20 protein-coding genes are annotated in these 22,147 nt (G+C 62.2%); 2 read left to right on the top strand and 18 right to left on the bottom strand.

From position 1 onward, the window contains the following. Window positions 1–68 precede the first annotated feature (68 nt). The 11 genes from ABVN20_RS14915 to ABVN20_RS14865 form a co-directional block, all read right to left on the bottom strand. Window positions 69–3,110: an efflux RND transporter permease subunit gene (locus ABVN20_RS14915; RefSeq protein WP_368556481.1), complete on the bottom strand. Its 3,042-nt coding sequence runs from the start codon at window positions 3,108–3,110 to the stop codon at window positions 69–71. Beyond that, on the bottom strand, window positions 3,107–4,174 hold the full coding sequence (locus ABVN20_RS14910) for an efflux RND transporter periplasmic adaptor subunit (protein WP_368556480.1): 1,068 nt from the start codon (window positions 4,172–4,174) through the stop codon (window positions 3,107–3,109). Before ABVN20_RS14910 ends, ABVN20_RS14915 begins: the two co-directional genes overlap by 4 nt. Continuing rightward, complete coding sequence (locus ABVN20_RS14905) at window positions 4,171–5,274, bottom strand: efflux RND transporter periplasmic adaptor subunit (protein WP_368556479.1); 1,104 nt, start codon at window positions 5,272–5,274, stop codon at window positions 4,171–4,173. Before ABVN20_RS14905 ends, ABVN20_RS14910 begins: the two co-directional genes overlap by 4 nt. Window positions 5,275–5,522: 248 nt before the next feature. Next, window positions 5,523–6,404 (bottom strand): transporter substrate-binding domain-containing protein, encoded by an 882-nt coding sequence (locus ABVN20_RS14900; protein WP_368556478.1) that lies wholly within the window; start codon window positions 6,402–6,404, stop codon window positions 5,523–5,525. Continuing rightward, window positions 6,401–7,183 carry an amino acid ABC transporter ATP-binding protein gene (locus ABVN20_RS14895; protein WP_368556477.1) on the bottom strand — a complete coding sequence of 261 codons (783 nt, stop codon included), beginning with the start codon at window positions 7,181–7,183 and terminating at the stop codon, window positions 6,401–6,403. Before ABVN20_RS14895 ends, ABVN20_RS14900 begins: the two co-directional genes overlap by 4 nt. Next, a complete protein-coding gene (locus tag ABVN20_RS14890; RefSeq protein WP_368556476.1) occupies window positions 7,180–7,839 on the bottom strand; it encodes an amino acid ABC transporter permease in 660 nt (219 codons plus the stop codon). Before ABVN20_RS14890 ends, ABVN20_RS14895 begins: the two co-directional genes overlap by 4 nt. Next, complete coding sequence (locus ABVN20_RS14885) at window positions 7,820–8,485, bottom strand: amino acid ABC transporter permease (RefSeq protein WP_368556475.1); 666 nt, start codon at window positions 8,483–8,485, stop codon at window positions 7,820–7,822. Before ABVN20_RS14885 ends, ABVN20_RS14890 begins: the two co-directional genes overlap by 20 nt. A gap of 525 nt (window positions 8,486–9,010) precedes the next feature. Continuing rightward, window positions 9,011–9,793 carry a MetQ/NlpA family ABC transporter substrate-binding protein gene (locus ABVN20_RS14880; protein ID WP_368556474.1) on the bottom strand — a complete coding sequence of 261 codons (783 nt, stop codon included), beginning with the start codon at window positions 9,791–9,793 and terminating at the stop codon, window positions 9,011–9,013. 304 nt (window positions 9,794–10,097) lie between these two features. Further along, complete coding sequence (locus tag ABVN20_RS14875) at window positions 10,098–11,003, bottom strand: sigma 54-interacting transcriptional regulator (RefSeq protein WP_368556473.1); 906 nt, start codon at window positions 11,001–11,003, stop codon at window positions 10,098–10,100. Between the two features lie 59 nt (window positions 11,004–11,062). Then, window positions 11,063–11,644 carry an alpha/beta hydrolase gene (locus ABVN20_RS14870; protein ID WP_368556472.1) on the bottom strand — a complete coding sequence of 194 codons (582 nt, stop codon included), beginning with the start codon at window positions 11,642–11,644 and terminating at the stop codon, window positions 11,063–11,065. Between the two features lie 447 nt (window positions 11,645–12,091). After that, window positions 12,092–13,165, bottom strand: coding sequence for a fatty acid desaturase (locus ABVN20_RS14865; protein ID WP_368556471.1), 1,074 nt, complete (start codon window positions 13,163–13,165; stop codon window positions 12,092–12,094). Between the two features lie 100 nt (window positions 13,166–13,265). Between ABVN20_RS14865 and ABVN20_RS14860 the strand changes: the two genes are divergently transcribed. After that, complete coding sequence (locus ABVN20_RS14860) at window positions 13,266–14,270, top strand: AraC family transcriptional regulator (RefSeq protein WP_368556470.1); 1,005 nt, start codon at window positions 13,266–13,268, stop codon at window positions 14,268–14,270. A 108-nt stretch (window positions 14,271–14,378) separates the two neighbouring features. On the opposite strand, the gene ABVN20_RS14855 is transcribed toward ABVN20_RS14860, so the two are convergent. Next, a complete protein-coding gene (locus ABVN20_RS14855) occupies window positions 14,379–15,065 on the bottom strand; it encodes a Crp/Fnr family transcriptional regulator (protein ID WP_368556469.1) in 687 nt (228 codons plus the stop codon). A gap of 85 nt (window positions 15,066–15,150) precedes the next feature. Between ABVN20_RS14855 and ABVN20_RS14850 the strand changes: the two genes are divergently transcribed. After that, complete coding sequence (locus tag ABVN20_RS14850; RefSeq protein ID WP_368556468.1) at window positions 15,151–15,672, top strand: DUF962 domain-containing protein; 522 nt, start codon at window positions 15,151–15,153, stop codon at window positions 15,670–15,672. A 108-nt stretch (window positions 15,673–15,780) separates the two neighbouring features. Here the strand turns inward: ABVN20_RS14850 and ABVN20_RS14845 are convergent, their stop codons facing one another. The 6 genes from ABVN20_RS14845 to dibA all read right to left on the bottom strand — a co-directional run bounded on the left by ABVN20_RS14845 (window position 15,781) and on the right by dibA (window position 22,027). After that, a complete protein-coding gene (locus tag ABVN20_RS14845) occupies window positions 15,781–16,770 on the bottom strand; it encodes a sulfate/molybdate ABC transporter ATP-binding protein (RefSeq protein ID WP_368556467.1) in 990 nt (329 codons plus the stop codon). 3 nt (window positions 16,771–16,773) lie between these two features. Then, window positions 16,774–17,646: a sulfate ABC transporter permease subunit CysW gene (gene cysW / locus ABVN20_RS14840; protein WP_368556466.1), complete on the bottom strand. Its 873-nt coding sequence runs from the start codon at window positions 17,644–17,646 to the stop codon at window positions 16,774–16,776. A gap of 13 nt (window positions 17,647–17,659) precedes the next feature. Continuing rightward, window positions 17,660–18,478, bottom strand: coding sequence for a sulfate ABC transporter permease subunit CysT (gene cysT, locus ABVN20_RS14835; protein WP_368556465.1), 819 nt, complete (start codon window positions 18,476–18,478; stop codon window positions 17,660–17,662). Window positions 18,479–18,635: 157 nt separating this feature from the next. Further along, window positions 18,636–19,649 carry a sulfate ABC transporter substrate-binding protein gene (locus ABVN20_RS14830; protein WP_368556464.1) on the bottom strand — a complete coding sequence of 338 codons (1,014 nt, stop codon included), beginning with the start codon at window positions 19,647–19,649 and terminating at the stop codon, window positions 18,636–18,638. 69 nt (window positions 19,650–19,718) lie between these two features. Further along, window positions 19,719–19,901 carry a sulfur starvation response protein OscA gene (gene oscA, locus ABVN20_RS14825; RefSeq protein WP_038605423.1) on the bottom strand — a complete coding sequence of 61 codons (183 nt, stop codon included), beginning with the start codon at window positions 19,899–19,901 and terminating at the stop codon, window positions 19,719–19,721. Window positions 19,902–20,104: 203 nt separating this feature from the next. After that, complete coding sequence (dibA, locus tag ABVN20_RS14820) at window positions 20,105–22,027, bottom strand: phosphodiesterase DibA (RefSeq protein ID WP_368556463.1); 1,923 nt, start codon at window positions 22,025–22,027, stop codon at window positions 20,105–20,107. Window positions 22,028–22,147 lie beyond the last annotated feature (120 nt).

The raw sequence follows: 22,147 nt of genomic DNA, 5'->3' as shown, positions 1-22,147 counted from the left end.
GTTGTGCACACAGCAAAAACCTGTGGGAGCGAGCCTGCTCGCGATAGAGCGCAAAGCGCTCTGCTTCTCTATTTCGGCTCCCGAATCTTGTACCAGGCCACATACAGCGCCGGCAAAAACAGCAGCGTCAGCAACGTCGCGATGATGATGCCGCCAATCATCGCGTAGGCCATCGGCCCCCAGAACACTTCCCGGGCAATCGGGATCATCCCCAGGCTCGCGGCTGCGGCGGTCAGCAGGATCGGGCGGCGCCGGTGTTCCGTGGCCTGCACCACTGCGTCCCAAGGCGTGGAGCCGGACTGCTCGTAGGCGTCGATCTGGGTCACCAGGATCACCGAGTTGCGGATGATGATGCCGATCAGCGCCAGGATCCCGAGGATCGCTACGAAGCCCATTGGCGTGCCCGTGGGGATCAGCGCCAGCACCACGCCGATCAGGCCGAGCGGCGCGACGCTGGCCACCAGGAACAGTTTCTGCCCGCTGTGCAACTGGATCATCAGGAACGTCGCCATCAGGAACAGCATCAACGGCACGACCTTGGCGATCGGCCCCTGGGCCTTGCCACTCTCTTCCACGGTACCGCCGGTGGCGACCTTGTAGCCCGGCGGCAACCCGGCCGCGAACTGGTCGATGGTCGGCTTGAGTTGCGTCACCAGGTCGGTTGGCTGGATTTCGTCACGCACAGCGGCCTTGATGGTGATCGTCGGTTTGCGGTCGCGGCGCCACACCAGCGGCTGCTCCAGTTCGTAGCGCAGGGTGGCGAAGGCCAGCAGCGGAATCGAGGTGCCGCTGGGCGTGACGATTTGCAGGTTCTGCAGGGTTTCCGGGGTGCCGCGCTCATCATCGACCGCGCGCCCCACGACATTGATCAGGTAGATGTCGTCATTGACCTGTGTGACCTGCGCCCCGGCAACGATGCTGTTCATCAGGTTGGCCACCTGTTCCGACGACAGCCCCAGTTGCCGCACCTTGTCCTGGGCGATGTCGATGCGCAGGACTTTGCCCGGCTCGTTCCAGTCATAGATGATCTCGCCGATGTGCGAGTTCTTGTCCAGCTCGGTGGCCAGGGCAATCGCGTGCTTGCGCACCTGGTCGATGTCCTTGCCACTGACCCGATACTGGATCGGCCGCCCCACCGGCGGGCCCATTTCCAGCGCCTGCACATAACTGCCGATGCCGACGAACTCCTTGCGCAGTCGCTCGCGCAAGCGCTGGCTCAGGGCCTCGCGCGACTCCAGGCCCTTGCTGACGATGACCATCTGCGCGTAGTACGGGTTCTGCAGTTGCTGGTCCAGCGGCAGGTAGAAACGGATCGCCCCTTCGCCGATGTAGGTGCTCCAGCGGACGATGTCCGGGTCGTCCTTGAGCGTGGCTTCGAGCTTGTCCACCGCCTTGCGCGTCTCGGCAATCGAGGCGTTTTGCGGCAGGTTCAGGTCAACGAGGATTTCCGGGCGGTCCGAGGACGGAAAGAACTGGTTTTGCACGAACTTCATCGCGTACACCGACGCCAGGAACAGGGCGATGGTGATACCGATGGCCCACCAGCGATTGCGCATCGACCAGAGCATGCCGTAGTTGAACGCACGGCCGACGCGCCCGGGCTCGGCGTCATGCGGTTTGACGTTGGCGCTGAGGATGTGCACGCCAATCACCGGGGCGAACAGCACGGCGACGATCCATGACACCAGCATCGCCACGGCGATCACCGCGAACAGGGTGAAGGTGTACTCGCCCGCCGAACTGGCGTTGAGGCCGATGGGCACAAAACCGGCGACCGTCACCAGCGTACCGGTGAGCATCGGGAACGCGGTCGAGGTGTAGGCGAACGTGGCCGCCTGCTCCTTGCTTTCACCCATTTCCAGGCGCGTGACCATCATTTCCACGGTGATCATCGCATCGTCCACCAGCAGGCCCAGTGCAATGATCAACGCGCCGAGGGAAATCCGCTGCATGGTGATGCCGCTGTATTCCATGAATACGAAGACCATGGCCAGCACCAGCGGGATCGAGCAGGCCACCACCAGGCCGGCGCGCACGCCCAGGCTGACGAAGCTGACCAGCATGACGATCACCACCGCTTCGAACAGCGCGCTGGTAAAGCCACCGACGGCCTTCTCCACCACCGCCGCCTGGTCGGAGACGTTGTGCACACCCACGCCCACCGGCAGGTCGGCGGTCAGCTCGGTCATGCGCTGGTGCAGGGCCTTGCCGAACTCCTGGATGTTGCCGCCCTTCTTCATGGCGATGGCGAGACCAATGGCCGGATGGCCGTTGTAGCGAAACTCCGGATTGGCCGGGTCGACATAGCCACGGCTGATGTCGGCAATGTCGGCCAGTCTGTAAAAACGGTCGTTGAGCCGCAGGTTGACGTTGGCCAGGTCCTTTTCCGAGGCGAACTGTCCGGTGGTGCGCACGGAGATGCGCTCCGGCCCGGCCTCGATCACCCCGGCGGGCGTCACCGCGTTCTGCGATTGCAGGCTCGACACCACCTGCCGCTCATCAATACCCAGTGCCGCCAGTTTGCGCGTGGAGAAGTTCAGGTACAGCACTTCGTCCTGTTCGCCGATCATCTCGATCTTGCCGAGCCCCGGCACGTCACGGATTTCGGCGCGCACCTGCTCGACGTAATCGCGCAACTGACGCATCGACAGGCCGTCGGCAGTAAAGGCATACACCGAACCGAACACATCGCCGAATTCGTCGTTGAACGCCGGGCCTTGCAGGCCCTGGGGGAACTGGCCACGGATGTCGTTGATCTTCTTGCGCACCTGGTACCAGATTTCCGGAATGTCCTTGGCACTGGTGGTATCACGCAGGAACACGAACACGGTGGATTCGCCCGGGCGCGTGTAGCTTTTCACGTAGTCGAGGGAGTCGAGCTCTTCGAGTTTTTTCTCGATGCGGTCGGTGACCTGCTTGAGGGTTTCTTCCTGGGTCGCACCGGGCCAGCGGCTCTGGATCACCATGGTCTTGATGGTGAACGAAGGGTCTTCCTCGCGGCCCAGGTTCAGGTAGGAAAATACGCCCATCAGCAGCGCGACCAGCATCAGGTACCAGATGAAGGACTGATGCTTGAGGGCCCATTCGGATAAGTTGAAACTCCCTTTCATCGTGGGCTGTCCTCATCGAGTTTCACTTTCTGCCCAGGTTTCAGGCTGTTCACCCCGGCGCTCACCACTCGCTCACCGGCCTTCACACCGCTGGCCAGGACCATCGTTGAATCGGTACGGCTGACCACGTTGACGTCTCGCGGCGACACCGTCGCATTCTGTTCATCAATGACCCAGATCCGGGTTTTTCCGTCGACGTCCTGCAGGGCGGTCAGCGGCAGCTCGATGCGCGGTTTGATGGCTGAGCTGACGGTGACCGTGATGGCGGTGCCCAGGCGAAACGCCGGCGGCGTCTCGGCCAGCGTCAGGCGCGCGCGACGGGTGCGGGTGGCGCTTTGCGCCTGGGGTTCGATTTCGCGCACGATGGCGGTGGTGCTGATGCTCGGATCCAGTTCCACGGCGACCTTGAACACCACGTCTTCCGGCAATTGATCGACCAGCGTATCCGGCAGGTCGATCACCGCTTCCTTGATATCCGGTTGCGCCAGGGTCACCACTTGCTGGCCGGCGGTGACCACCTGCCCGGCTTCGGCATTCCACGCCGTGACCACCGCTTTGTGATCGGTGCGCAGTTCGACATAACCGAGCGCATCCTTCGCCTGGTCGACAGCCGAGCGGGCCTGGTCGTGGGAAGCCTGAGTGGTTTTCAGATTGGTTTGTGCCGCGTCCAGCTGGGCCTGCGCGCCCACGCCACGATCGAACAACTCCTGCTGACGCCGGGCGTCGGCCTGGGCATTGATCAACTGCGCCTGGACCTGCGCCAGGTCGCCCTGGGCCGCCCGTAGCTGGTTCTGCTGATCGGTGGGGTCGAGCGTGGCGAGCAAGGCGCCCTTCTCCACCTCGGCGCCGACATCGACATTGCGACTGGCGATGCGCCCGCCGATGCGAAAGCCGACATTGGTTTCATAGCGGGCCTGAATGTTGCCGGCAAAACGCCCCAGGGTTTCCTCGCCCTGCGCCTGCACCTGGACCGACAACACCGGGCGCACCGGCTCCGGCGGCGGCTCCTTGTCCGAGCAGGCGACCAGCATCACGGCAGCGAAGGCCAACGACACGCGCTTCATGGCCGGGCTCCTTCAGCCAGATCCTTGTAGGTGTTTTCGGCGACCTCGACCTTGACGCCGGGGTGCAGCAACTGGCCGCCGGCGATGATCACTTTCTCACCCCCATTGAGGCCGTCGCTGATGATGACCTTGCCCGTCAGGTAGCGCCCGACCGTGACCGTGTGCAACTGCGCTGCACCCTGATCATCCACCAGCCACACGGCCGGCTCGCTGAGGTTTTTGGTGAGTGCCGACCACGGCAGCTCGACGGCCGACTTGCCGGGGATTTTCGCCGTGGCACTGACCACCGAACCCAGCTGCATGCCCTCCGGCAGGGCATCGAGGGTCACCTTGACCTGCACCGTGCCGGTCTGTGCAGAAACCGCCGGGGTGATTTCCCGCACCGTGCCGGTGGTCTTGATGGCAGGGTTGTCGAGCAGGCTGACGGTGATGGTCTTGTCGTCCGGCTCCTGCGCCAGCAGCGATTCGTAGATGTTGAACACGGCATCGCGACCACCATCGCGAGCCAGGCTGAAAATCGGCATCGTCGCCTGCACCACCTGCCCGACTTCGGCCTGGCGCGCGGTGATGATCCCCGGCGCGTCGGCGATCAGCGCGGTGTAGCTCAGTTGATCACGGGCATTCGCCAATTGCGCCTGGGCGGCGGTCAGCGCGCTCTGGCTGCTGCGCAGTGCCGCCTGGGCCGAATCGTATTCACTCTGGCTGGTGTAGCCCTTGGGTAACAGTTTTTGCTGGCGCACGAAGGCGGCAGCGCTCTGGGTCACCCGCGCCTGCTCGGCGACCACCTGGGCCTGGGCGGAGTCGACGTTGTTTTGCAGGTCCTTGGGATCGAGCCTGGCCAGCACCTGCTTGGCGGAAATGCGATCACCGACATCGACCGAACGCTCGATGATCTTGCCGCCGACCCGGAACGACAGGTCCGTCTGCACCCGTGCCTGCACGTCGCCTGTGAGGGTCACGGACGCGGCGTATTCCGCCGGCTTGACCACCTGCACGAACACCCGTGGGCGGTCCTTCTCGACCTGAGGTTTTTCCCCGCAGGCGCTCAATAGCAGCAGAAGGCTCAGGCCCACCACTTTTTTCAACCCGGGACCAGCCATGCAGACTCCTTTGCATTGAACGAACGTGCCAATGCGTTACGACTCTGAGCTTAGAACAGGGTTCAAAAGGTGCCTGAGTTGGTTGGAGATATTGCTGCTGGCCCCGGTAAAACCCTGGGGGATAACTGTGGGAGCGAGCCTGCTCGCGATGGGTTTTCAGTGCCATATGTGGCGACTGACACACCATCGCGAGCAGGCTCGCTCCCACAGAAAAACCGCGGCCGCCGAGAGCGTTCAGCGCTGGTTGATCACCCCTGCCACTTACCCCCTTCGACAATCACGCTCTCGGGCTTGGTGTCGTCGCTCAGTTCCTTGCGCACGTACAGGTCGTACAGCTTGAGCAGGTACTTTTCTTCACCCAGCTTGGCCAGCTCGGCATTGACCCAGTCGCGCAGTTCGATGTTGCCCTTCTTCACCGCTGGCGCAATCGGTGCTTCGGCGCCCAGGGTCTGCGGCAGCACGCGGTAGCCGGGGTTCTGTTTGGCCCAGCTGAACAGCACCAGGTTGTCCTGGGCATAGGCGTCGCCACGACCATTGGCCAGGGCTTGCAGGGACTCGGAGTTCTTCTCGAACTTGAGCAGCTTCCAGTCCGGGTGATTCTTGGTCAGCCAGATGTCCGCCGTGGTGCCGGTGGTGACGATGGTGGTGCGGCTCGCCAGGTCATCGAGGGTTTTCACTTCGCTGGCCTGTGGCACCAGCGCCTGCACCGCGACCTTCAGGTTCGGGTTGGTGAATTCCACCGCTTCCTTGCGCTCCGGGGTCACGGTCATGTTGGCCAGGATCAGGTCGACCTTGTCACTTTGCAGGAACGGAATGCGGCTGGCCGGTTCCACCGCGACGAATTCGACCTTGTTTTCATCGCCCAGCAGGTCCTTGGCAAATTGGCGACCGATGTCGGTGTCGAAGCCTACGTAACGCCCGGCTTCGTTGACGAAACCAAACGGCGGCTTGTCGGTGAAGACGCCGACGATCAACTTGTCCCGCGCCTTGATCTTGTCCAGGTAGCCGGCGGGCGCAGCGCTTGCGCTGGCGACCTTGGGTTTGGCAGGTTCTTCGGTTTTGTTGCAGCCGGCCAGCAGTGCAAGGCCCAGCAGTGGCAATAGCAAGAGGGAAGACTTGGCAGTTTTCATGGCAGTTCCAGTTCCTTTGTTTGAGTCGTTTTGGGTAGGGCGGCGACGTAGGAGAATTTCTCCAGGAACTGCTGCGCTCGTGCGGTTTGCGGGTTCGTAAAGAAAGGCTCGGGGGTGTTTTGCTCAAGGATTCGCCCGGCATCCATGAACACGATGCGGTCGGCCACGGCGCGGGCGAAGGCCATTTCGTGGGTGACGATCAACAGTGTCATGCCCTCGCGGGCCAGACCCTGGATGACCTCCAGCACTTCCTTGACCATTTCCGGGTCGAGGGCGGCGGTGACTTCATCGAACAGCATGACCCGCGGGTTCATGCACAACGAGCGGACGATGGCGATCCGTTGCTGCTGACCACCGGACAACTGGCGAGGAAAGGCATCGCGCTTGTCCAAAAGGCCAACGCGGGCCAGCAACGCCTCCGCCTGGGCCTGCGCCTCGCGGCGTTCGCGCTTTTGCACCTTGAGCGGGCCCAGCAGCAGGTTGTCGAGAACGTTCATGTGCGGGAACAGGTGATAGCTCTGGAACACCATGCCGATCTGCTGGCGGATCTCGCGCCAGTCGGTGCCCTTGCCCAGCAGCTCGCGGCCGGCGAAGGTGAGGCTGCCGCCCTGGGCGACTTCCAGCCCGTTGAGGCAGCGCAGCAAGGTGCTCTTGCCGCAACCGCTGGGGCCGAGGATGACGATCACTTCGCCAGGCCGCACCTTCAGGTCGATGCCGTCGAGCACCTGGTGCTGGCCGAAAAACTTGTTGAAACCCTTGAACTCGATCAATGCGCTCATGCTTGCGTCCAGCGCCGCTCCAGCACGCGTGACGCGGCCGACAGCGGGTAGCAGATGAAAAAGAAAAACAGGAACAGGGCGCCGTAGATCAGCACCGATTCGTAGGTGCGCTCGATGATCTGCTGGCCGACCTTGATCACGTCCACCACGCCGATCAGCACCGCCAGCGAACTGGTTTTGATGATCCGCGTGTAGACGTTGATGGTCGGCGGCGTCATGCGTTTGAGCGCCTGGGGCAGCAACACGTAACCATAGAGCTGCGCGCCGCCCAGGCCGATCGACAACCCGGCCTCGCGTTGCCCGCGCGGCAACGACTGCAAGGCACCGCGCACCACCTCGCCGACTTCGCTCGCCCCCCACAACGACAGCACCAGTACCGCGCACCAGAAACTCGGAATACTCAGGCCAAAGAAAATCGGCAGGCCGAAAAACAGCAGGTACAACCAGACCAGCACCGGGATGGCCCGGAACAGTTCCAGGTAGACGCGCAGGATCGCGTTCAGCCATGTCGAGTTGAGCGTGCGCAACACACCGTAAAGCACGCCGCCGGCGGTGCTGAAGGCAATGCTCAACAAGGAAATCGACAGGGTTTGCGCAGCGCCCTTGCCCAGTTGCGGCAACGACACCCACAGCAACTCAAGACCCGAACTGGCCATGCTGGAGCCTCCTTTCCAGACGGCTGAGCAGCAGCGACAGCGGCAAGAACAACAGCACGCAGATCAGCGTCAGCACGGCGAGCATTTCGTAGGTTTTGTAGTAGAGCGCGATGTAGCTTTTGGTGGTGTAGAGAATCTCCGGCACCGCCACCGCCGAGACCACAGTGGTCTCCTTCAGCAGGAAAATGAAATTGGCGAACAGCGAAGGCAGGCTGAGGATGCCGGCTTGCGGCAGGATCACGTAGCGCAGCAATTGCACCTGGGACAAGCCGATGGAACGCCCCGATTCCAGTTGCGCCGCCGGTACGGCCTCGACCCCGGCGCGCAGCACTTCGGTGAGGTAGGCACCGCCCAGGAAGGTCATGGTGATGATCGCCGCGGCAAAACCCGAAACCTTGACGCCCAAAGCCGGCAGCGCGAAGTACACGAAGAACAGCTGGATCAACAGCGGTGTGTTGCGCGCCAGCTCCACGTACAGCCCGACCAGGCGTTGCAGATAAGGCGTGCGAAACACCAGGATCGTCGCGTTGAGCAAGGCCACCAGCAAAGACGTGCCGATGGCGATCAGGCCGACTTGCAAGGTCACGCCCACCGCCTTGAGAAACGCCGGCAGGGTGCTGAGGATAAAAGCGTAATCGAAGTCCATTGAGTGTCCTGGACGCCGCTCGGTAAGCGACGGTGGTGCGGTCCATGGGCAGTGGATAACTGCCCGGCAAGCACCGACTCTAATGGCATAAGAAAAAGAATTTAAATACCGTTAAAGCATATTGATATCACACAAAAACCTATCTGCCGGATTTGCTCGAACCGCGAATCGCGACTACTTTCCTTGGCGCTGTGGCAGGGATCTTTTTGGCGCAATGCCGCTCCAAAAACCCACAGCTTTTGGCCAGGCCGCTGGCCCAAACCTTACAAGGAAGTAGTGATGGCAGACGTGAAAGTACCGCAGAGACTGGACCCGCAAGACATTTTGAAGCTGCTGGTGGCGTTGCGCCGGGCATTGAAGGCCGGGGTGGCCTGAGGCGGGGTGCTCTGAGCGGTGATCGTTCCCACGCTCTGCGTGGGAATGCAGCCCGTGACGCTCCGCGTCACTGAACGCAGAGCGTCCCTGGAGGCGTTCCCACGCAGAGCGTGGGAACGATCATCAGGCAGGGGTCGAGCAGGTTTCGAATCAGAACGCCGGCAGTACCGCGCCGCTGTATTTCTTCTCGATGAACGCTTTCACTTCAGGGCTGGTCAGGGCCTTGGCCAGTTTCTGGATGGCGGCGCTGTCCTTGTTGTCCGGGCGAGCCACCAGGAAGTTCACGTAAGGCGAATCGGCACCTTCGATCACCAGCGCGTCTTTAGCCGGGTTCAGGCCCGCTTCCAGCGCGTAGTTGGTGTTGATCATGTCCAGGTCGACCTGGTCCAGCACACGCGGCAGCATGGCCGATTCCAGTTCCTTGAACTTGAAGTTGTGCGGGTTCTTGGCGATGTCCTTTGGCGTGGCCAGGGCGTTTTTCGGGTCTTTCAACTCGATCAGGCCAGCCTTCTGCAGCAGGATCAGGGCACGGCCGCTGTTGCTACCTTCGTTAGGAATCGCGATGGTTGCGCCGTCTTTCAGCTCAGCCAGGGTTTTGACTTTCTTCGAGTAGCCACCGAACGGTTCGACGTGAACGCCGATCACGGTTTCCAGGTGGGTGCCTTTACCTTCGTTGAAGCTCTTGAGGTAAGGCAGGGTCTGGAAGTAGTTGGCATCCAGGCGCTTCTGGTCAACCTGCACGTTCGGCTGAACGTAATCGGTGAACACTTTGATTTCCAGGTCCACGCCTTCTTTGGCGAGGGTTGGCTTGATCAGCTCGAGAATCTCGGCGTGTGGAATCGGGGTCGCCGCAACCACCAGTTTCTCGCCAGCCTGGGCCAGGCCCGCGGTCAGGGCAGCCGCCAATGCGGTGAACAACAGAACCTTTTTCATGCAGTGTCCTTATCGAAAATCACGGTCGTCATCGACGACGGCTATTAGTACGTGTGCCAGTGAAGTGCTATCGCTGGCGTGGAGCGGACAATACCGGGATTTTTTATTCCTTAACAATATCTTTTATTCACTTTGATATTCCATTTCGCTCATACAGCTCTAAACCAAGGGTTTCTCCACCCCCCTGTAGGAGCGAGCTTGCTCGCGATGGACGTCAACGATGACGCGGGAAGCCTGATACCCCGCGGTGCTCTGGCGTCCATCGCGAGCAAGCTCGCTCCTACAGGTTTGCGGATTCGCGGGATTACGCAATCAGTTTTTGCAGCGCAGCCTGCTCGGCAGGCGTTCCGTGGCGCAGCACGTGCAACAGCTTCTGCTCAAGCGGCGAAAACAGCTCGGGCAGGTTCAGGTGCTCCGGCAGGATCTCGTCGCCGGTGCTCACCAGCAAGGCAAAGTGAATGACGTTTTCCAGCTCGCGGGTGTTGCCTGGCCAGCTGTGGCGTTCCAGCACCCGCTGCGCGGCTTCGCTGATCAGCGGCACCGGCAGATCCAGGCGCTGGCTGTAGATGCCCAGGAAGTACTCGGACAACGACAGGATGTCGCCGACCCGCTCGCGCAGCGCCGGCAGTTCGAGCTGGCCTTCGCTGAGGTAGTGATAGAGCCGTTCGTGGAATTTGCCGGCAGCCACCGCCTGGGCCAGGTCGATGCTGGTGGCGGCCACCAGGCGCACATCCACCGGGCTCGGGTGCGTAGCGCCGACGCGGGTGACTTCGTGGTTCTCCAGGGCCGCGAGCAGCTTGATCTGGATCGGCAGCGGCAAATCGCCGATCTCGTCCAGGTAAAGCGTGCCGCCATTGGCCGAACCAAACCAGCCCGCGCGACTGCTCGCCGAACCGTTGTGGCTGCCGGCCGCATACCCAAACAGTTCCGCATCGGCATACGTGGGGCTGATCGCCCCACAATTGACCGACACGAACAACCCGCCGCGATCACTGGCCCGGTGGATATGCCGGGCCAGCAACTCCTTGCCGCTACCGGTTTCGCCACGGATCAACACCGAGACTTCGCGGGGTGCCAATTGCTCCAGTTCCTCGCGCAACTGGCGCGAGCGCGGATCGACGAACACCAGCGCTTTGGCGCGAATGCTCAGGGGGCTTTTTTCCGCATCGGGAAAGGTCAGCAGTGGCTGGCCGAAGGTTTCAACACTCATGGCAGACTCCCGCCCCAAACCGCCGGGAGACGGGGAGGCGTGCTAAAAAAAAGAAGGACTCAAGCGCGACGCAGCGCGTGATGTTCCATGCGGTTCTGCAGGCGGTAGAGGTAGGCAAACCCCTGCTCCCAACGCTGATGACCGGACTTCACATTGATGTGCCCGGCACCCGACAGGATGCCCGCCTCGGCGCCCCACTGACGGGCCAGTTCCAATGCCCGTGGCGCGCTGACGGCGCTGTCGTTATCGGAGCTGACGACCTGGCTGGGAAACGGCAGGAGGTCGTTCGGGATCGGCGCAAAATTGCGCAAGGCCGGCGCGCAGGCCGGGCGCTCGACGTCCGCCGGGGCGACCAGCAAGGCGCCGCGCACCTGCCGCAGAACATGCAGCGGGGCGGTGGCGGCCCAATGCGCCACCGTGATGCAGCCGAGGCTGTGGGCAATCAGGATCACCGGCGTGCTGTCGGCGGCAATCGCCTCGGCCAGCGCCGCCACCCAGTCTTCGCGACGCGGCGTCAACCAGTCAGCCTGTTCCACCCGCGCACTGTTGGGCAAGCTGTTCTGCCAATGGCTTTGCCAATGATCTTCTGGCGATCCTTGCCAGCCCGGCACAATCAGGTAACGGATGGATTCGTTGCGCATGGGGAACTCTCCTGCGGCGTGTCTGTTGCTGACCGAGTATAGGGAGGAGAGTTATATTCGTTAAGGAATAAGAAGCTATTTATTAAGACTCATCGGACATAAGCAGAGCCCTGTAGGAGCGAGCTTGCTCGCGATAGCGGTGTATCAATCACCGACGATGCCAGCTGACCCAGCGCCATCGCGAGCAAGCTCGCTCCTACAGGGGAAGGGTTTGCAGGTTTATCCAGGGAATAAAAAAGGGACCGCACCCTGCCAAGGAGACGGCCCCAGAAAACTCAAATCTGATGAGGCGATGATTGGCCGAAATGAATATCCGATAAAGGAATATTTAATTACCTGCTTAGGCCAATAACGCATATAGCGTCGAACCACCCGATGACGTTCAAACCTAACGCCCCTTTGGGTCAGATTGATGACGAATGCCTCGTTGAGTTTTCCGGGTTCCGCTCAAGCCTGGGCGGTGCGTGCCTCCTCAGTGGCTGCAGTTTCCTTGCGCACGAAGCGATTGGCTCGGGCGAACGTGCCGAAATCATTGAAGCGTACGCCCATCTCGCGCATGACCTTGTGCGCCACCGGCACGGTCATCTGGCGGATGTAGAACGGCTCCTTCACCACAAAGTGATGAATCCCGTGGCTGCTGCCGAAGTTGAAGCAGAACGCCTGCATCGGCCACAGCCACCAGGGGTTGAGCACCTGGGTTTGCTGGATCACGTTGCCCGGCTCGACGTCACCGTAGTAGTGCATGTTCGAACTGACGAAATGCAGGCAGAAGGTGCGCAACACGTTCGGCCCGATGATCACCACCACCGCGATGTCGATCACCTGCATCACCGCCAGGGTGTCCGCCGACCATTGCACGCTGGTGCCCAGTAAGGTGGCGACGCCATTGGCGGCATGAAAGCCCAGGAACACGTACCACGCGCCCCAGTGCAGCAACGCCAGCGGCGCGTAGACCTTGAACACCCGCTTGAGGATGCTGAGCTTGTGCGCCCAGGTCCTGGCTCGCAGCATGCGGATGAAGGCCGACATCACGTTGTCGCCGACCATCAACAAACGCGCGATGCCCCAGGGCTCGCCATTGGTGATCGCCCGCTCTTCCATGTCGGCTTCGGTGCCGGACATTTTGTGGTGGTTGAGGTGCAGTTGGCGACGGATCCACGGGTTGATCGTGCTCGGGCGCGCCAGCCACACCAGGCCCATCATCAGGTTGTGCGGCACGCGCTGCTTGCGAAAGTACATGCTGTGGATCAGGTCGTGTTCCAGCTCATGGGTCAGCGAAGCGAAAAAAGCATTGAGCAGAAGGCACGCCCACCAGGCCATGTAACCACTGAGATAGAGCGCTGCCGAGCCAATCATGCCTGCCAGCGCAAAGGCCAGGATGCCGGCGCCCAAGGCGTCCTGATGGTTGAGAATCGGGTAGCGCTGGCGCAGTTCCACGCCCTTGGCCAGCACCACTTCACGAATGTGCGCCGAACGCTGGGCTGCATTGTGTCGCTGGGGACTTGCAGAAGTACCTTCCATGCTTCCATCCTCTGGTTATTGATGTCCGCATCCTGCCCTGTGAAGTTTCAACACGTGGTAGCCGTAGACGCCAACCTGTTGACCGGAAGCGCCAATCAGCATGACTGAACCGACCTCCCTCGCCAGCTGGACCCGTGCCCTGCGCAAACAGCTCGATGCGCTGGGCCTGGACAGCACCGACCTGTGCAAGCAGGCGGGGCTCGACCCGCAATGGATGGACGATCCGAACGCCCGTTATCCATTGTCCGGCACCACGCGCCTGTGGGAACTGGCCGTGCAGGTCAGCGGCGACCCGGCGATCGGCCTGCGCGTGTCGCGATTCGTCAGCCCGACCACCTTCCACGCCCTGGGTTATGCCCTGGTGGCCAGCGGCAGCCTGCGTGAGGTGTTCGAGCGCATCGTGCGTTATCACCAGGTGGTCAGCGACGCCCTGGCGCTGGAACTGAGCCGCAGCGAAGATCGCTACCGCTTCCACCTGCGCATTCCGCCCGGCAACCCGGCGCCGGCGTTCGAAGCCATCGACGCCTTCACCGCGATCTACGTGCGCACCTGCCGCAACCGCCTGGGCCGCGACTACGCGCCGCTGGCGGTGTACCTGCGCCGTCCGGAACCGGTCGATGCGCATCAATGGCACAAAGTGTTCCGCGCCCCGGTGCATTTCGGCGCGACCGAGGACTGGCTGGAATTTTCCCTGGTGGATTTCGACAGTCACCTGGACGACGCCAACCCGGAACTGGCCGAGCACAACGAAACCGTGCTCAAGCGCACCCTGGCGCAGCTCAAGCCGCTGACCTGGGAGCGCAAGGTACGCGATGCCATCGAAGAGCAATTGCCCGAAGGCGAGCCCAGCGCCGAACACATCGCCCAGGCCCTGCACCTGAGCCTGCGCAGCCTGCAACGCCACCTGGCGGACGAAGGCTGCCGCTTCGATACGCTGCTCAACGAAAGCCGCGAAAACCTCGCCCTGCTGCACCTGCGCGACCCGCAATGCTCGCTGAGCGAAATCAGCTACCTGCTCGGCTTCGCCGACACCAGCAGCTTCAGCCGCGCGTTCAAGCGGTGGACGGGGATGACGCCGGGGCAGTTTCGGGATGGGTTGCGCTGACTGAAATGGCCCCATCGCGAGCAAGCTCGCTCCTACAGAGGATTTGTGTCGGACACAGAACCCTGTAGGAGCGAGCTTGCTCGCGATAGGGCCAGCCCAGACAACCCTTTAGATCGAAGCCAACCCCCGCAACCGCCCCACATCCAGAATCACGATCTCGCCATACTTGAGGTTGAGGATCCCCTGCCCCTGCAAATCCTTGAGGATCTGGTTGGTGGTCTGGCGCGACAGCGACAGCATCGACGCCAACTGCTCCTGGGGCAGTTGCAGCACCCGGCGCGGCGGGTCGAGCTCGCCGTAGCCTTCGGCGATCAGCAACAGGCGATGGGCCAGGCGTGCCGGGGCCGGCATCAGGCTCAGTTGTTCGAGGTTGATGAAGGTCAGGCGCAGTTTCTGGCTCATCAACAGCGCCAGTTGCCGCCAGTACACCGGGTGCTCGTCGAGCAGGGCCAGCAACGCTGCCTGCGGGATGTGCAACAGCGTGCACGGCCCCATGGCAAAGGCATCGTGGGTGCGTGGCTGGCCGTCGAACAGGCAGATTTCGCCGAACCAGTGCGGCGCCTCCACCAGGCTCAGCAGCGCCTCCTTGCCCTGCTCGCTGACCGTGCCGATGCGGATCGCGCCTTCGAGCACCGCATACAGGCCGCAGGGCGGATCGCCGCGCTGGAACAGGCGCTGCCCCGCCGGCAGGCGCCGCAGCTTGCCGGCGTCCAGCAGACTATTCTGTAAGGGCGCCGGCAGATGACTGAACCATTGACCCGTCATCAGGCGCGCGCGCCAAACCTGCATGTCCATCGAAACTCCTGGAGATTGTCGCCTGGCTGACAGAGCGAACGCCGAACCCGGGGCATGATCGCATCACCCTACAGGAGGAATAACAATGAAAAAAACCCTCGTTGATCAACTCAGCCAATACGCCGCCTATCACCGTGATCCGCGCAACATCGCCAGCCACTTCATCGGCATCCCGCTGATCGTCGTGGCGGTCGCGGTGTTGCTGGCTCGCCCGCAGTGGGCGGGCGGCTGGCTGTCACCGGCGGTGCTGGTGGCCCTGGCCTCGGCCTGGTTCTACCTGCGCCTGGAACTGCGCCTGGGGCTGGTGATGAGTGCGCTGATGGCGCTGGCCGTGTGGGCCGGTCACGTGGTGGCGCAGCAAAGCACCCTGGTCTGGCTGGCCAGCGGCATCGGGCTGTTCGTGGTGGGCTGGGCGATCCAGTTCGTCGGCCATCATTACGAAGGGCGCAAACCGGCGTTCGTCGATGACCTGGTCGGGTTGATCGTCGGGCCGTTGTTCGTGGTGGCGGACCTGGCGTTTTTGCTGGGGATGCGGCAGGCGCTCAAGGAGCAGATCGAGGCGCGGGTGGGTGGGGTGCGGATGAATCCGCATCGCGCGGCGGCATAAGACGCCATCGCGAGCAAGCTCGCTCCTACAGGGTTACCGGTTGATCACAGATTTTGTGTTCACACCGGCCCACTGTGGGAGCGGGCTTGCCCGCGATGCTTTTCGCTTTTACAGATTGGCCACTTTCTGCCAGACCTTCGGCTTGAAGAACAGCGTCTCTCCCTTGGCCAACCCGATCAGGCTGTCGTGGTCCTTGACCACTTCGGCCTCGATCAGATCGCTCTGCCCTTCCACCTTCAGGGTCACCCGGGTGGTGGCGCCCAGTGGGCGGATATCGCGCACTTCGGCGGCGTGGTGGTCGTCCAGTTCATGGCGCGACAGCGACACTTCGTGCGGACGGAACAGCACGTGGTTGTCCTCGCCCAGGTGCAGGCGGTTCGAATCGCCGAGGAAGTGGTAGACGAAATCGCTGGCCGGGTTTTCGTAGACGTCGCCCGGTGAGCCGATCTGCTCGATCACGCCCTTGTTCATCACCACAATGCGGTCGGCGACTTCCATCGCTTCTTCCTGGTCGTGGGTCACGAACACCGAGGTCAGGTTGATGTCTTCGTGCAACCGCGCCAGCCAGCGCCGCAGCTCCTTGCGCACCTTGGCGTCGAGGGCTCCGAACGGTTCGTCGAGCAGTAGCACCTTGGGCTCTACCGCCAGGGCGCGGGCCAGGGCGATACGCTGGCGCTGGCCGCCGGACAGTTGCTCCGGGTAGCGATCCGACAGCCAGTCCAGTTGCACCATGTTCAGCAGCTCATGCACCTTGGTGGCGATCTGGCTTTCGCTCGGGCGCTGGTTTTTCGGCTTCATGCGCAGGCCGAACGCGACGTTGTCGAACACCGTCATGTGGCGGAACAGGGCGTAGTGCTGGAACACGAAACCGACGTTGCGATCACGCACGTCGTGACCGGAAACGTCCTCGCCATGGAACACGATGTTGCCCTGGTCCGGGGTTTCCAGGCCGGCGATGATTCGCAGCAGCGTGGTCTTGCCGCAACCCGACGGGCCGAGCAGCGCCACCAGTTCACCGCTCTGGATGTCCAGGCTGATGTTGTCCAGCGCCTTGAACGCATTGAAGTTCTTGCTGACGTTACGCACTTCGATCGACATGAATTATTCCTCCGCGGCGCTGGCGCGCAGGCGGTTAATACGGTTTTCGCTCCACTGCTTGAGCAGCAAAATGAAGAGCGCCATGATCAGCAACAGGCTCGCGACCGCGAACGCGGCCACGTGGTTGTATTCGTTGTAGAGGATCTCGACGTGCAGGGGCAAGGTGTTGGTCACCCCGCGAATGTGCCCGGAAACCACCGACACCGCACCGAATTCGCCCATGGCCCGAGCGGTACACAGCACCACGCCATAGATCAGGCCCCATTTGATGTTGGGGACGGTAACGTGCCAGAACATCTGCCAGCCATTGGCGCCCAGCAGGCGCGCGGCTTCCTCTTCCTGGGTACCTTGCTCCTGCATCAACGGGATCAACTCGCGCGCCACGAAGGGCACGGTGACGAAGATCGTCGCCAGCACGATGCCCGGCAGGGCGAAGACGATCTGGATGTCATGGTCCTGTAGCCACGGCCCGAACAGGCCCTGTGCGCCGAACATCAGCACATAAACCAGGCCGGCGATCACCGGCGACACCGAGAACGGCAGGTCGATCAGCGTCACCAGGATGCTCTTGCCGCGGAACGAATACTTGCTCACGCACCAGGCGGCGCTGACACCGAACACCACGTTGAGCGGCACGGAAATCAGCACGGCGATCAACGTGAGTTTCAACGCCGACAGCGCATCCGGTTCAAGGATCGCAGTAAAGAACGAACCCAGGCCATTTTTCAGGCCCTGGGACACCACGATCAGTAGCGGCAACAACAGGAACAGGGCAAAGATCAGCCAGCCGAGGCCGATCAGGACGCGCCGCGCCGTGGCACTGCCACGGCGGGCAGCGTTGGCCGAAGAGGCGGCCGCAATAGACGATTGGGACATGGTTCGCGCCTCCTTATGGGGTTTCGATGCGGCGTTGCAGCAGGTTGATCAGCAGCAACAGGACGAAGGAAACCACCAGCATCAGCACGCCGATGGCGGTCGCGCCGGTGTAATCGTACTGGTCGAGTTTGACCATGATCAGCAACGGCAGGATCTCGGTTTTCATCGGCATGTTGCCGGCGATGAAAATCACCGAACCGTACTCGCCGACGCCACGGGCGAAGGCCAGGGCGAAACCGGTCAGCCAGGCGGGCAGCAGCGCGGGCATGAGGACATGGCGGAACACCTGCAGCGGCTTGGCGCCCAGGCAGGCGGCCGCTTCCTCGACCTCACGGGGAATGTCGGCCAGCACCGGTTGCACCGTACGCACGACGAAAGGCAGCGTGACGAAGGTCAGCGCCAGCGTGATGCCCAGCGGGGTGTAGGCGATCTTGAAACCCAGGTCCGTGGCGAACTGCCCGACCAGGCCGGCCGGCGCATACAGCGCGGTCAAGGCGATGCCGGCCACGGCGGTCGGCAGGGCGAACGGCAGGTCGATCATCGCATCGATGACCTTGCGCCCGGGGAAGGTGTAGCGCACCAGCACCCAGGCCAGCAACGTACCGATGATGCCGTTGATGATCGCGGCGTACAGCGCGGTACCGAAGCTCAGCTTCAACGCCGCCAGCACGCGGGGCGCCGAAACGATGGCCCAGAACTGGTCCCAGGTGAGTTGGGCGGCGTGGACGAACATCGCCGCCAGCGGTATGAGCACAATCAGGCTGAGGTACACCAAGGTGTAGCCCAGCGTCAGCCCGAAGCCGGGTATGACGGGGGAGATACGACGCGACATAAAAGTCCTTGGTCAATAAACGCAATCCTGTAGGAGCGAGCTTGCTCGCGATGGGGTCGTGTCAGTCAACCTATGTATAACCTGACCTACCGCTATCGCGAGCAAGCTCGCTCCTACAGGATGTTGTGCCTGAGCATCCAGGCTCGTAATGGGTAGATTACTGCGCCTGATAGATCTGGTCGAACACGCCGCCGTCATTGAAGAACTTCGGCTGTGCGGTTTTCCAGCCGCCGAAATCCTTGTCGATGGTCACCAGTTCCAGTTTCGGGAACTGCTGGATGTATTTGGCGGCCACGTCCTTGTCCCGTGGACGGTAGAAGTTCTTCGCGGCGATTTCCTGGCCGGCCGGGCTGTACAGGTGCTTGAGGTAGGCCTCTGCGATTTGCTCATTGCCTTTTTTCTCGGCGTTCTTGTCGACCACGGCCACTGGTGGCTCGGCGAGGATCGACAGCGAAGGCACGACGATTTCGAACTTGTCGGCGCCGCCATCTTCCTTCAGCGCCAGGAAGGCTTCGTTTTCCCAGGCCAGCAGCACGTCGCCCTGACCGTTGTTGACGAAGGTGATGGTCGAGCCGCGAGCACCGGTGTCCAGCACAGGCACGTGCTTGAACAGGGTCTCGACGTATTGCTTGGCCTTGGCCTCGTCACCGCCGTTGGCTTTCAGACCGTAGGCCCAGGCCGCGAGGAAGTTCCAGCGAGCGCCGCCGGAGGTTTTCGGGTTCGGGGTGATCACCGACACGTCATTCTTGACCAGGTCGCCCCAGTCCTTGATGCCCTTGGGGTTGCCCTTGCGCACCAGGAACACGATGGTCGAAGTGTACGGAGTGCTCGCATCCGGCAGGCGCTTCTGCCAGTCGGCTGGCAGGGTCTTGCCCAGCTTGGCGATTTCGTCGATGTCACCGGCCAGCGCCAGGGTTACCACGTCGGCGCGCAGGCCGTCGATCACCGCACGCCCCTGCTTGCCCGAGCCACCGTGGGACTGCTGGATTTTCACGTTGTCGCCGGGATTGCTTGTCTTCCAGAAATTGACGAATTCGGCGTTGTAGTCCTGGTACAGCTCGCGCGTCGGGTCATACGACACGTTGAGCAGCTCGTAGTCCTTGGCAACCGCGGAACCCGCAAAAAGGGCACTGGCCAGGGCGGCCAAAGCGAAATGACGAATCGACGACATGGTGAAAGCTCCTGGAATTCTAAGTGTGTTGGCTTTTTTTATGTGGGCGGGAATCGGCTTGCCGTTGGCTCAGCTCGGCTTGTGGCTGGGGTTCTGCAAGCGGAATTTTTCCTTGCGCTCGATCTGCACCACCTGGGCGTTGTGCACGGTGATTTCCACGGCGCCGAAGCGCAGGTCGCGCAGGGCGCTCTGGATTTCACGCAGGATGGTGGCTTCGTCTTGACCGTCAACGCTACGCAGGGATGCGCTCATGGTGCTGCTCCTTCGACTGAGGGGGTGCCCTGCAGTCTTCGGGACTGCTTGTGGCTTGGGGCCCATAGTAGTGAGGTGCAGATATTCTTAAAAAGACTATTTAAGAATGTTTATATAACCAAAATTCCAGTACGGGAAATTGGGACGCGGAGCGTCTCGGGAGGCATTCCCACGCGGGAGCGTGGGAACGATCAGTGGTGTGGTTACAGGGCTATGACGGGCGCGCGCGCCCAGTCCAGTTCCTGGGCCGGCATCGGCCGGCCGAACCAGTAGCCCTGGCCGAGATCACCGCCCTGTTCGAGGATGAAAGCCGCCTGCTCGACCTGCTCGATGCCCTCGGCATGCACTTGCATGCCCATGCTCTGCGCCAGGGCGATGATCACCCGCACGATGGCGCCATCGTCTTCGTCCCAGGGCAAGCCGGCGACGAAGCCCTGGTCGATCTTGAGCTTCTGCACCGGCAGGCGCTTGAGGCGCAGCAGCGACGAATAGCCGGTGCCGAAATCATCAATGGCCAGGCGCACACCCAGCTCGCGCAGGCGGTACATCTGCTCCAGCGCCACCTCCGGGTCATCCATGACCGCACTTTCGGTCACTTCCAGCTCCAGCAGCGCCGGGTCCAGGCCGGTGTCGTGCAGTGCCTGCGCCACCTGCTGATACAGCTCATGACGGGCGAACAGCCGCGACGAAACATTCACCGCGACAAACGACAACACCACGCCCGCCTGCTGCCACTGGCACATCTGCTCGCACGCCTGACGCATGACCCAGGCGTCGATCTCGGCGATCAGGCCGGTGCGTTCGGCAATGGGGATGAACTCGGCAGGCGAGACCAGCCCACGTTGCGGATGCTGCCAGCGCACCAGCGCCTCGACGCCGACCAGGCGGCTGGTCTTGAGGTCATGCACGGGTTGGTAATGCACGCGCAGTTCGTTCTGCTCCAGCGCCCGGCGCAACTCGAATGCGGTCTCAACCCGCTGCTGCGCATGGGCGGTCAGCTCTTCGGTGTACAGGGCGTAGCCATCGCGCCCCGCGCTCTTGGTCTTGAACAGCGCGGAGTCGGCGTTACGCAGCAACTGTTCGGCACTCAGCGCATCGCCCGGAAACAGGCTGATACCAATGCTCGCGTTGATGAACAACTGATGGCCGTCGATTGGAAACTGCTCCTTCAAACCATCGAGGATGCGCTGGGCCAGCGCCGCCGCCTGCACCAGCTGCGGGCAGTTCTCTGCGAGTACGGCGAACTCATCGCCGCCCAGTCGGGCCAGGGTGATGCCCGGGCCGAACATCGCCTTCAGGCGCTTGGCCACGGCCTTGAGCAGTTTGTCGCCGACGGTGTGGCCGAGGCTGTCGTTGATCATCTTGAAGTGATCGAGGTCGATCAGCAGCAACGCGCAGCCGCGCTTGTTGATCTGCGCCGAGGCCAGGGCCTGCTGGGCGCGGTCGGTGAACAGCAGGCGATTGGGCAGGTCGGTCAGCGGGTCGTGGTGGGCCAGGTACTTGAGCTCGTGCTCGGAGTCCTTGATCTTGCTGATGTCGGAGAACACCGCGACGTAGTGACTGAGCTGGCCGTGGTCGTCGCGGATCAGGCGGATGGTCTGCCATTGCGGATAGATCTCGCCACTTTTGCGCCGGTTCCAGATCTCGCCGCTCCATTCGCCGCACCGCTGCAGGGTGCTGAACATGGTCTGGTAGAAGGACGCCGGGTGGTGCCCGGATTTGAACATCCGCGGCTCCTGGCCCAGCACTTCCTCACGCTGGTAGCCGGTGATCTGCATGAACGCGCGGTTGACGTGCACGATCACGCCCTCGCGGTTGGTGACCAGTACGCCCTCGCGGGTGCAATCGAACACGGCGGCCGCCTGGCGCAGGCGCTCGCGATCGGCGTGGTGCTCGCGCAGGGTGGCGCCGAATCCCAGGCAACGCAGCAGGCGCGTACGGGCAATGAAGATCAGCCCGGCGCTGAGCAGCACCCAGACATAGCCATTGATCAGTTGCCAACGCAGCTGCTCAGCGGAGCTATCGAAGAAACTGTTCAATAAATAACCACTGAACTGCAGCCAGACGACCGACAGCAGCAGGTAGATCAGTGCCGCACGCAACGCGACGCGATAGGTGGCAGACATTTCGGCTGTCCCTGTCCCTACAAAAGGGTTCGAATTATAAGTGAAGTAACATCCAGAGACTCTTATCTGAAAGGGCGACTGGTTTTATCTGTGTGCTCAGTGATAATGCAACGGCTGTTT

Source organism: Pseudomonas sp. MYb118 (assembly GCF_040947875.1).
In the GTDB taxonomy this organism is placed as follows: domain Bacteria; phylum Pseudomonadota; class Gammaproteobacteria; order Pseudomonadales; family Pseudomonadaceae; genus Aquipseudomonas.
This window is presented reverse-complemented; position numbering and strand designations above follow the sequence as displayed.

Excerpts from the sequence above, each read along its gene's own strand:
- ABVN20_RS14845 (WP_368556467.1), bottom strand. The coding sequence starts at position 16,770 with ATGTCGATCGAAGTGCGTAACGTCAGCAAGAACTTCAATGCGTTCAAG.
- ABVN20_RS14850 (WP_368556468.1), top strand. The coding sequence starts at position 15,151 with ATGAAAAAAACCCTCGTTGATCAACTCAGCCAATACGCCGCCTATCAC.
- ABVN20_RS14910 (WP_368556480.1), bottom strand. The coding sequence starts at position 4,174 with ATGAAGCGCGTGTCGTTGGCCTTCGCTGCCGTGATGCTGGTCGCCTGC.
- ABVN20_RS14855 (WP_368556469.1), bottom strand. The coding sequence starts at position 15,065 with ATGGACATGCAGGTTTGGCGCGCGCGCCTGATGACGGGTCAATGGTTC.
- ABVN20_RS14880 (WP_368556474.1), bottom strand. The coding sequence starts at position 9,793 with ATGAAAAAGGTTCTGTTGTTCACCGCATTGGCGGCTGCCCTGACCGCG.
- ABVN20_RS14830 (WP_368556464.1), bottom strand. The coding sequence starts at position 19,649 with ATGTCGTCGATTCGTCATTTCGCTTTGGCCGCCCTGGCCAGTGCCCTT.
- ABVN20_RS14860 (WP_368556470.1), top strand. The coding sequence starts at position 13,266 with ATGACTGAACCGACCTCCCTCGCCAGCTGGACCCGTGCCCTGCGCAAA.
- ABVN20_RS14890 (WP_368556476.1), bottom strand. The coding sequence starts at position 7,839 with ATGGCCAGTTCGGGTCTTGAGTTGCTGTGGGTGTCGTTGCCGCAACTG.
- ABVN20_RS14870 (WP_368556472.1), bottom strand. The coding sequence starts at position 11,644 with ATGCGCAACGAATCCATCCGTTACCTGATTGTGCCGGGCTGGCAAGGA.
- cysW (WP_368556466.1), bottom strand. The coding sequence starts at position 17,646 with ATGTCCCAATCGTCTATTGCGGCCGCCTCTTCGGCCAACGCTGCCCGC.
- ABVN20_RS14900 (WP_368556478.1), bottom strand. The coding sequence starts at position 6,404 with ATGAAAACTGCCAAGTCTTCCCTCTTGCTATTGCCACTGCTGGGCCTT.
- oscA (WP_038605423.1), bottom strand. The coding sequence starts at position 19,901 with ATGAGCGCATCCCTGCGTAGCGTTGACGGTCAAGACGAAGCCACCATC.
- ABVN20_RS14905 (WP_368556479.1), bottom strand. The coding sequence starts at position 5,274 with ATGGCTGGTCCCGGGTTGAAAAAAGTGGTGGGCCTGAGCCTTCTGCTG.
- ABVN20_RS14885 (WP_368556475.1), bottom strand. The coding sequence starts at position 8,485 with ATGGACTTCGATTACGCTTTTATCCTCAGCACCCTGCCGGCGTTTCTC.
- ABVN20_RS14875 (WP_368556473.1), bottom strand. The coding sequence starts at position 11,003 with ATGAGTGTTGAAACCTTCGGCCAGCCACTGCTGACCTTTCCCGATGCG.
- dibA (WP_368556463.1), bottom strand. The coding sequence starts at position 22,027 with ATGTCTGCCACCTATCGCGTCGCGTTGCGTGCGGCACTGATCTACCTG.
- ABVN20_RS14895 (WP_368556477.1), bottom strand. The coding sequence starts at position 7,183 with ATGAGCGCATTGATCGAGTTCAAGGGTTTCAACAAGTTTTTCGGCCAG.
- ABVN20_RS14915 (WP_368556481.1), bottom strand. The coding sequence starts at position 3,110 with ATGAAAGGGAGTTTCAACTTATCCGAATGGGCCCTCAAGCATCAGTCC.
- cysT (WP_368556465.1), bottom strand. The coding sequence starts at position 18,478 with ATGTCGCGTCGTATCTCCCCCGTCATACCCGGCTTCGGGCTGACGCTG.
- ABVN20_RS14865 (WP_368556471.1), bottom strand. The coding sequence starts at position 13,165 with ATGGAAGGTACTTCTGCAAGTCCCCAGCGACACAATGCAGCCCAGCGT.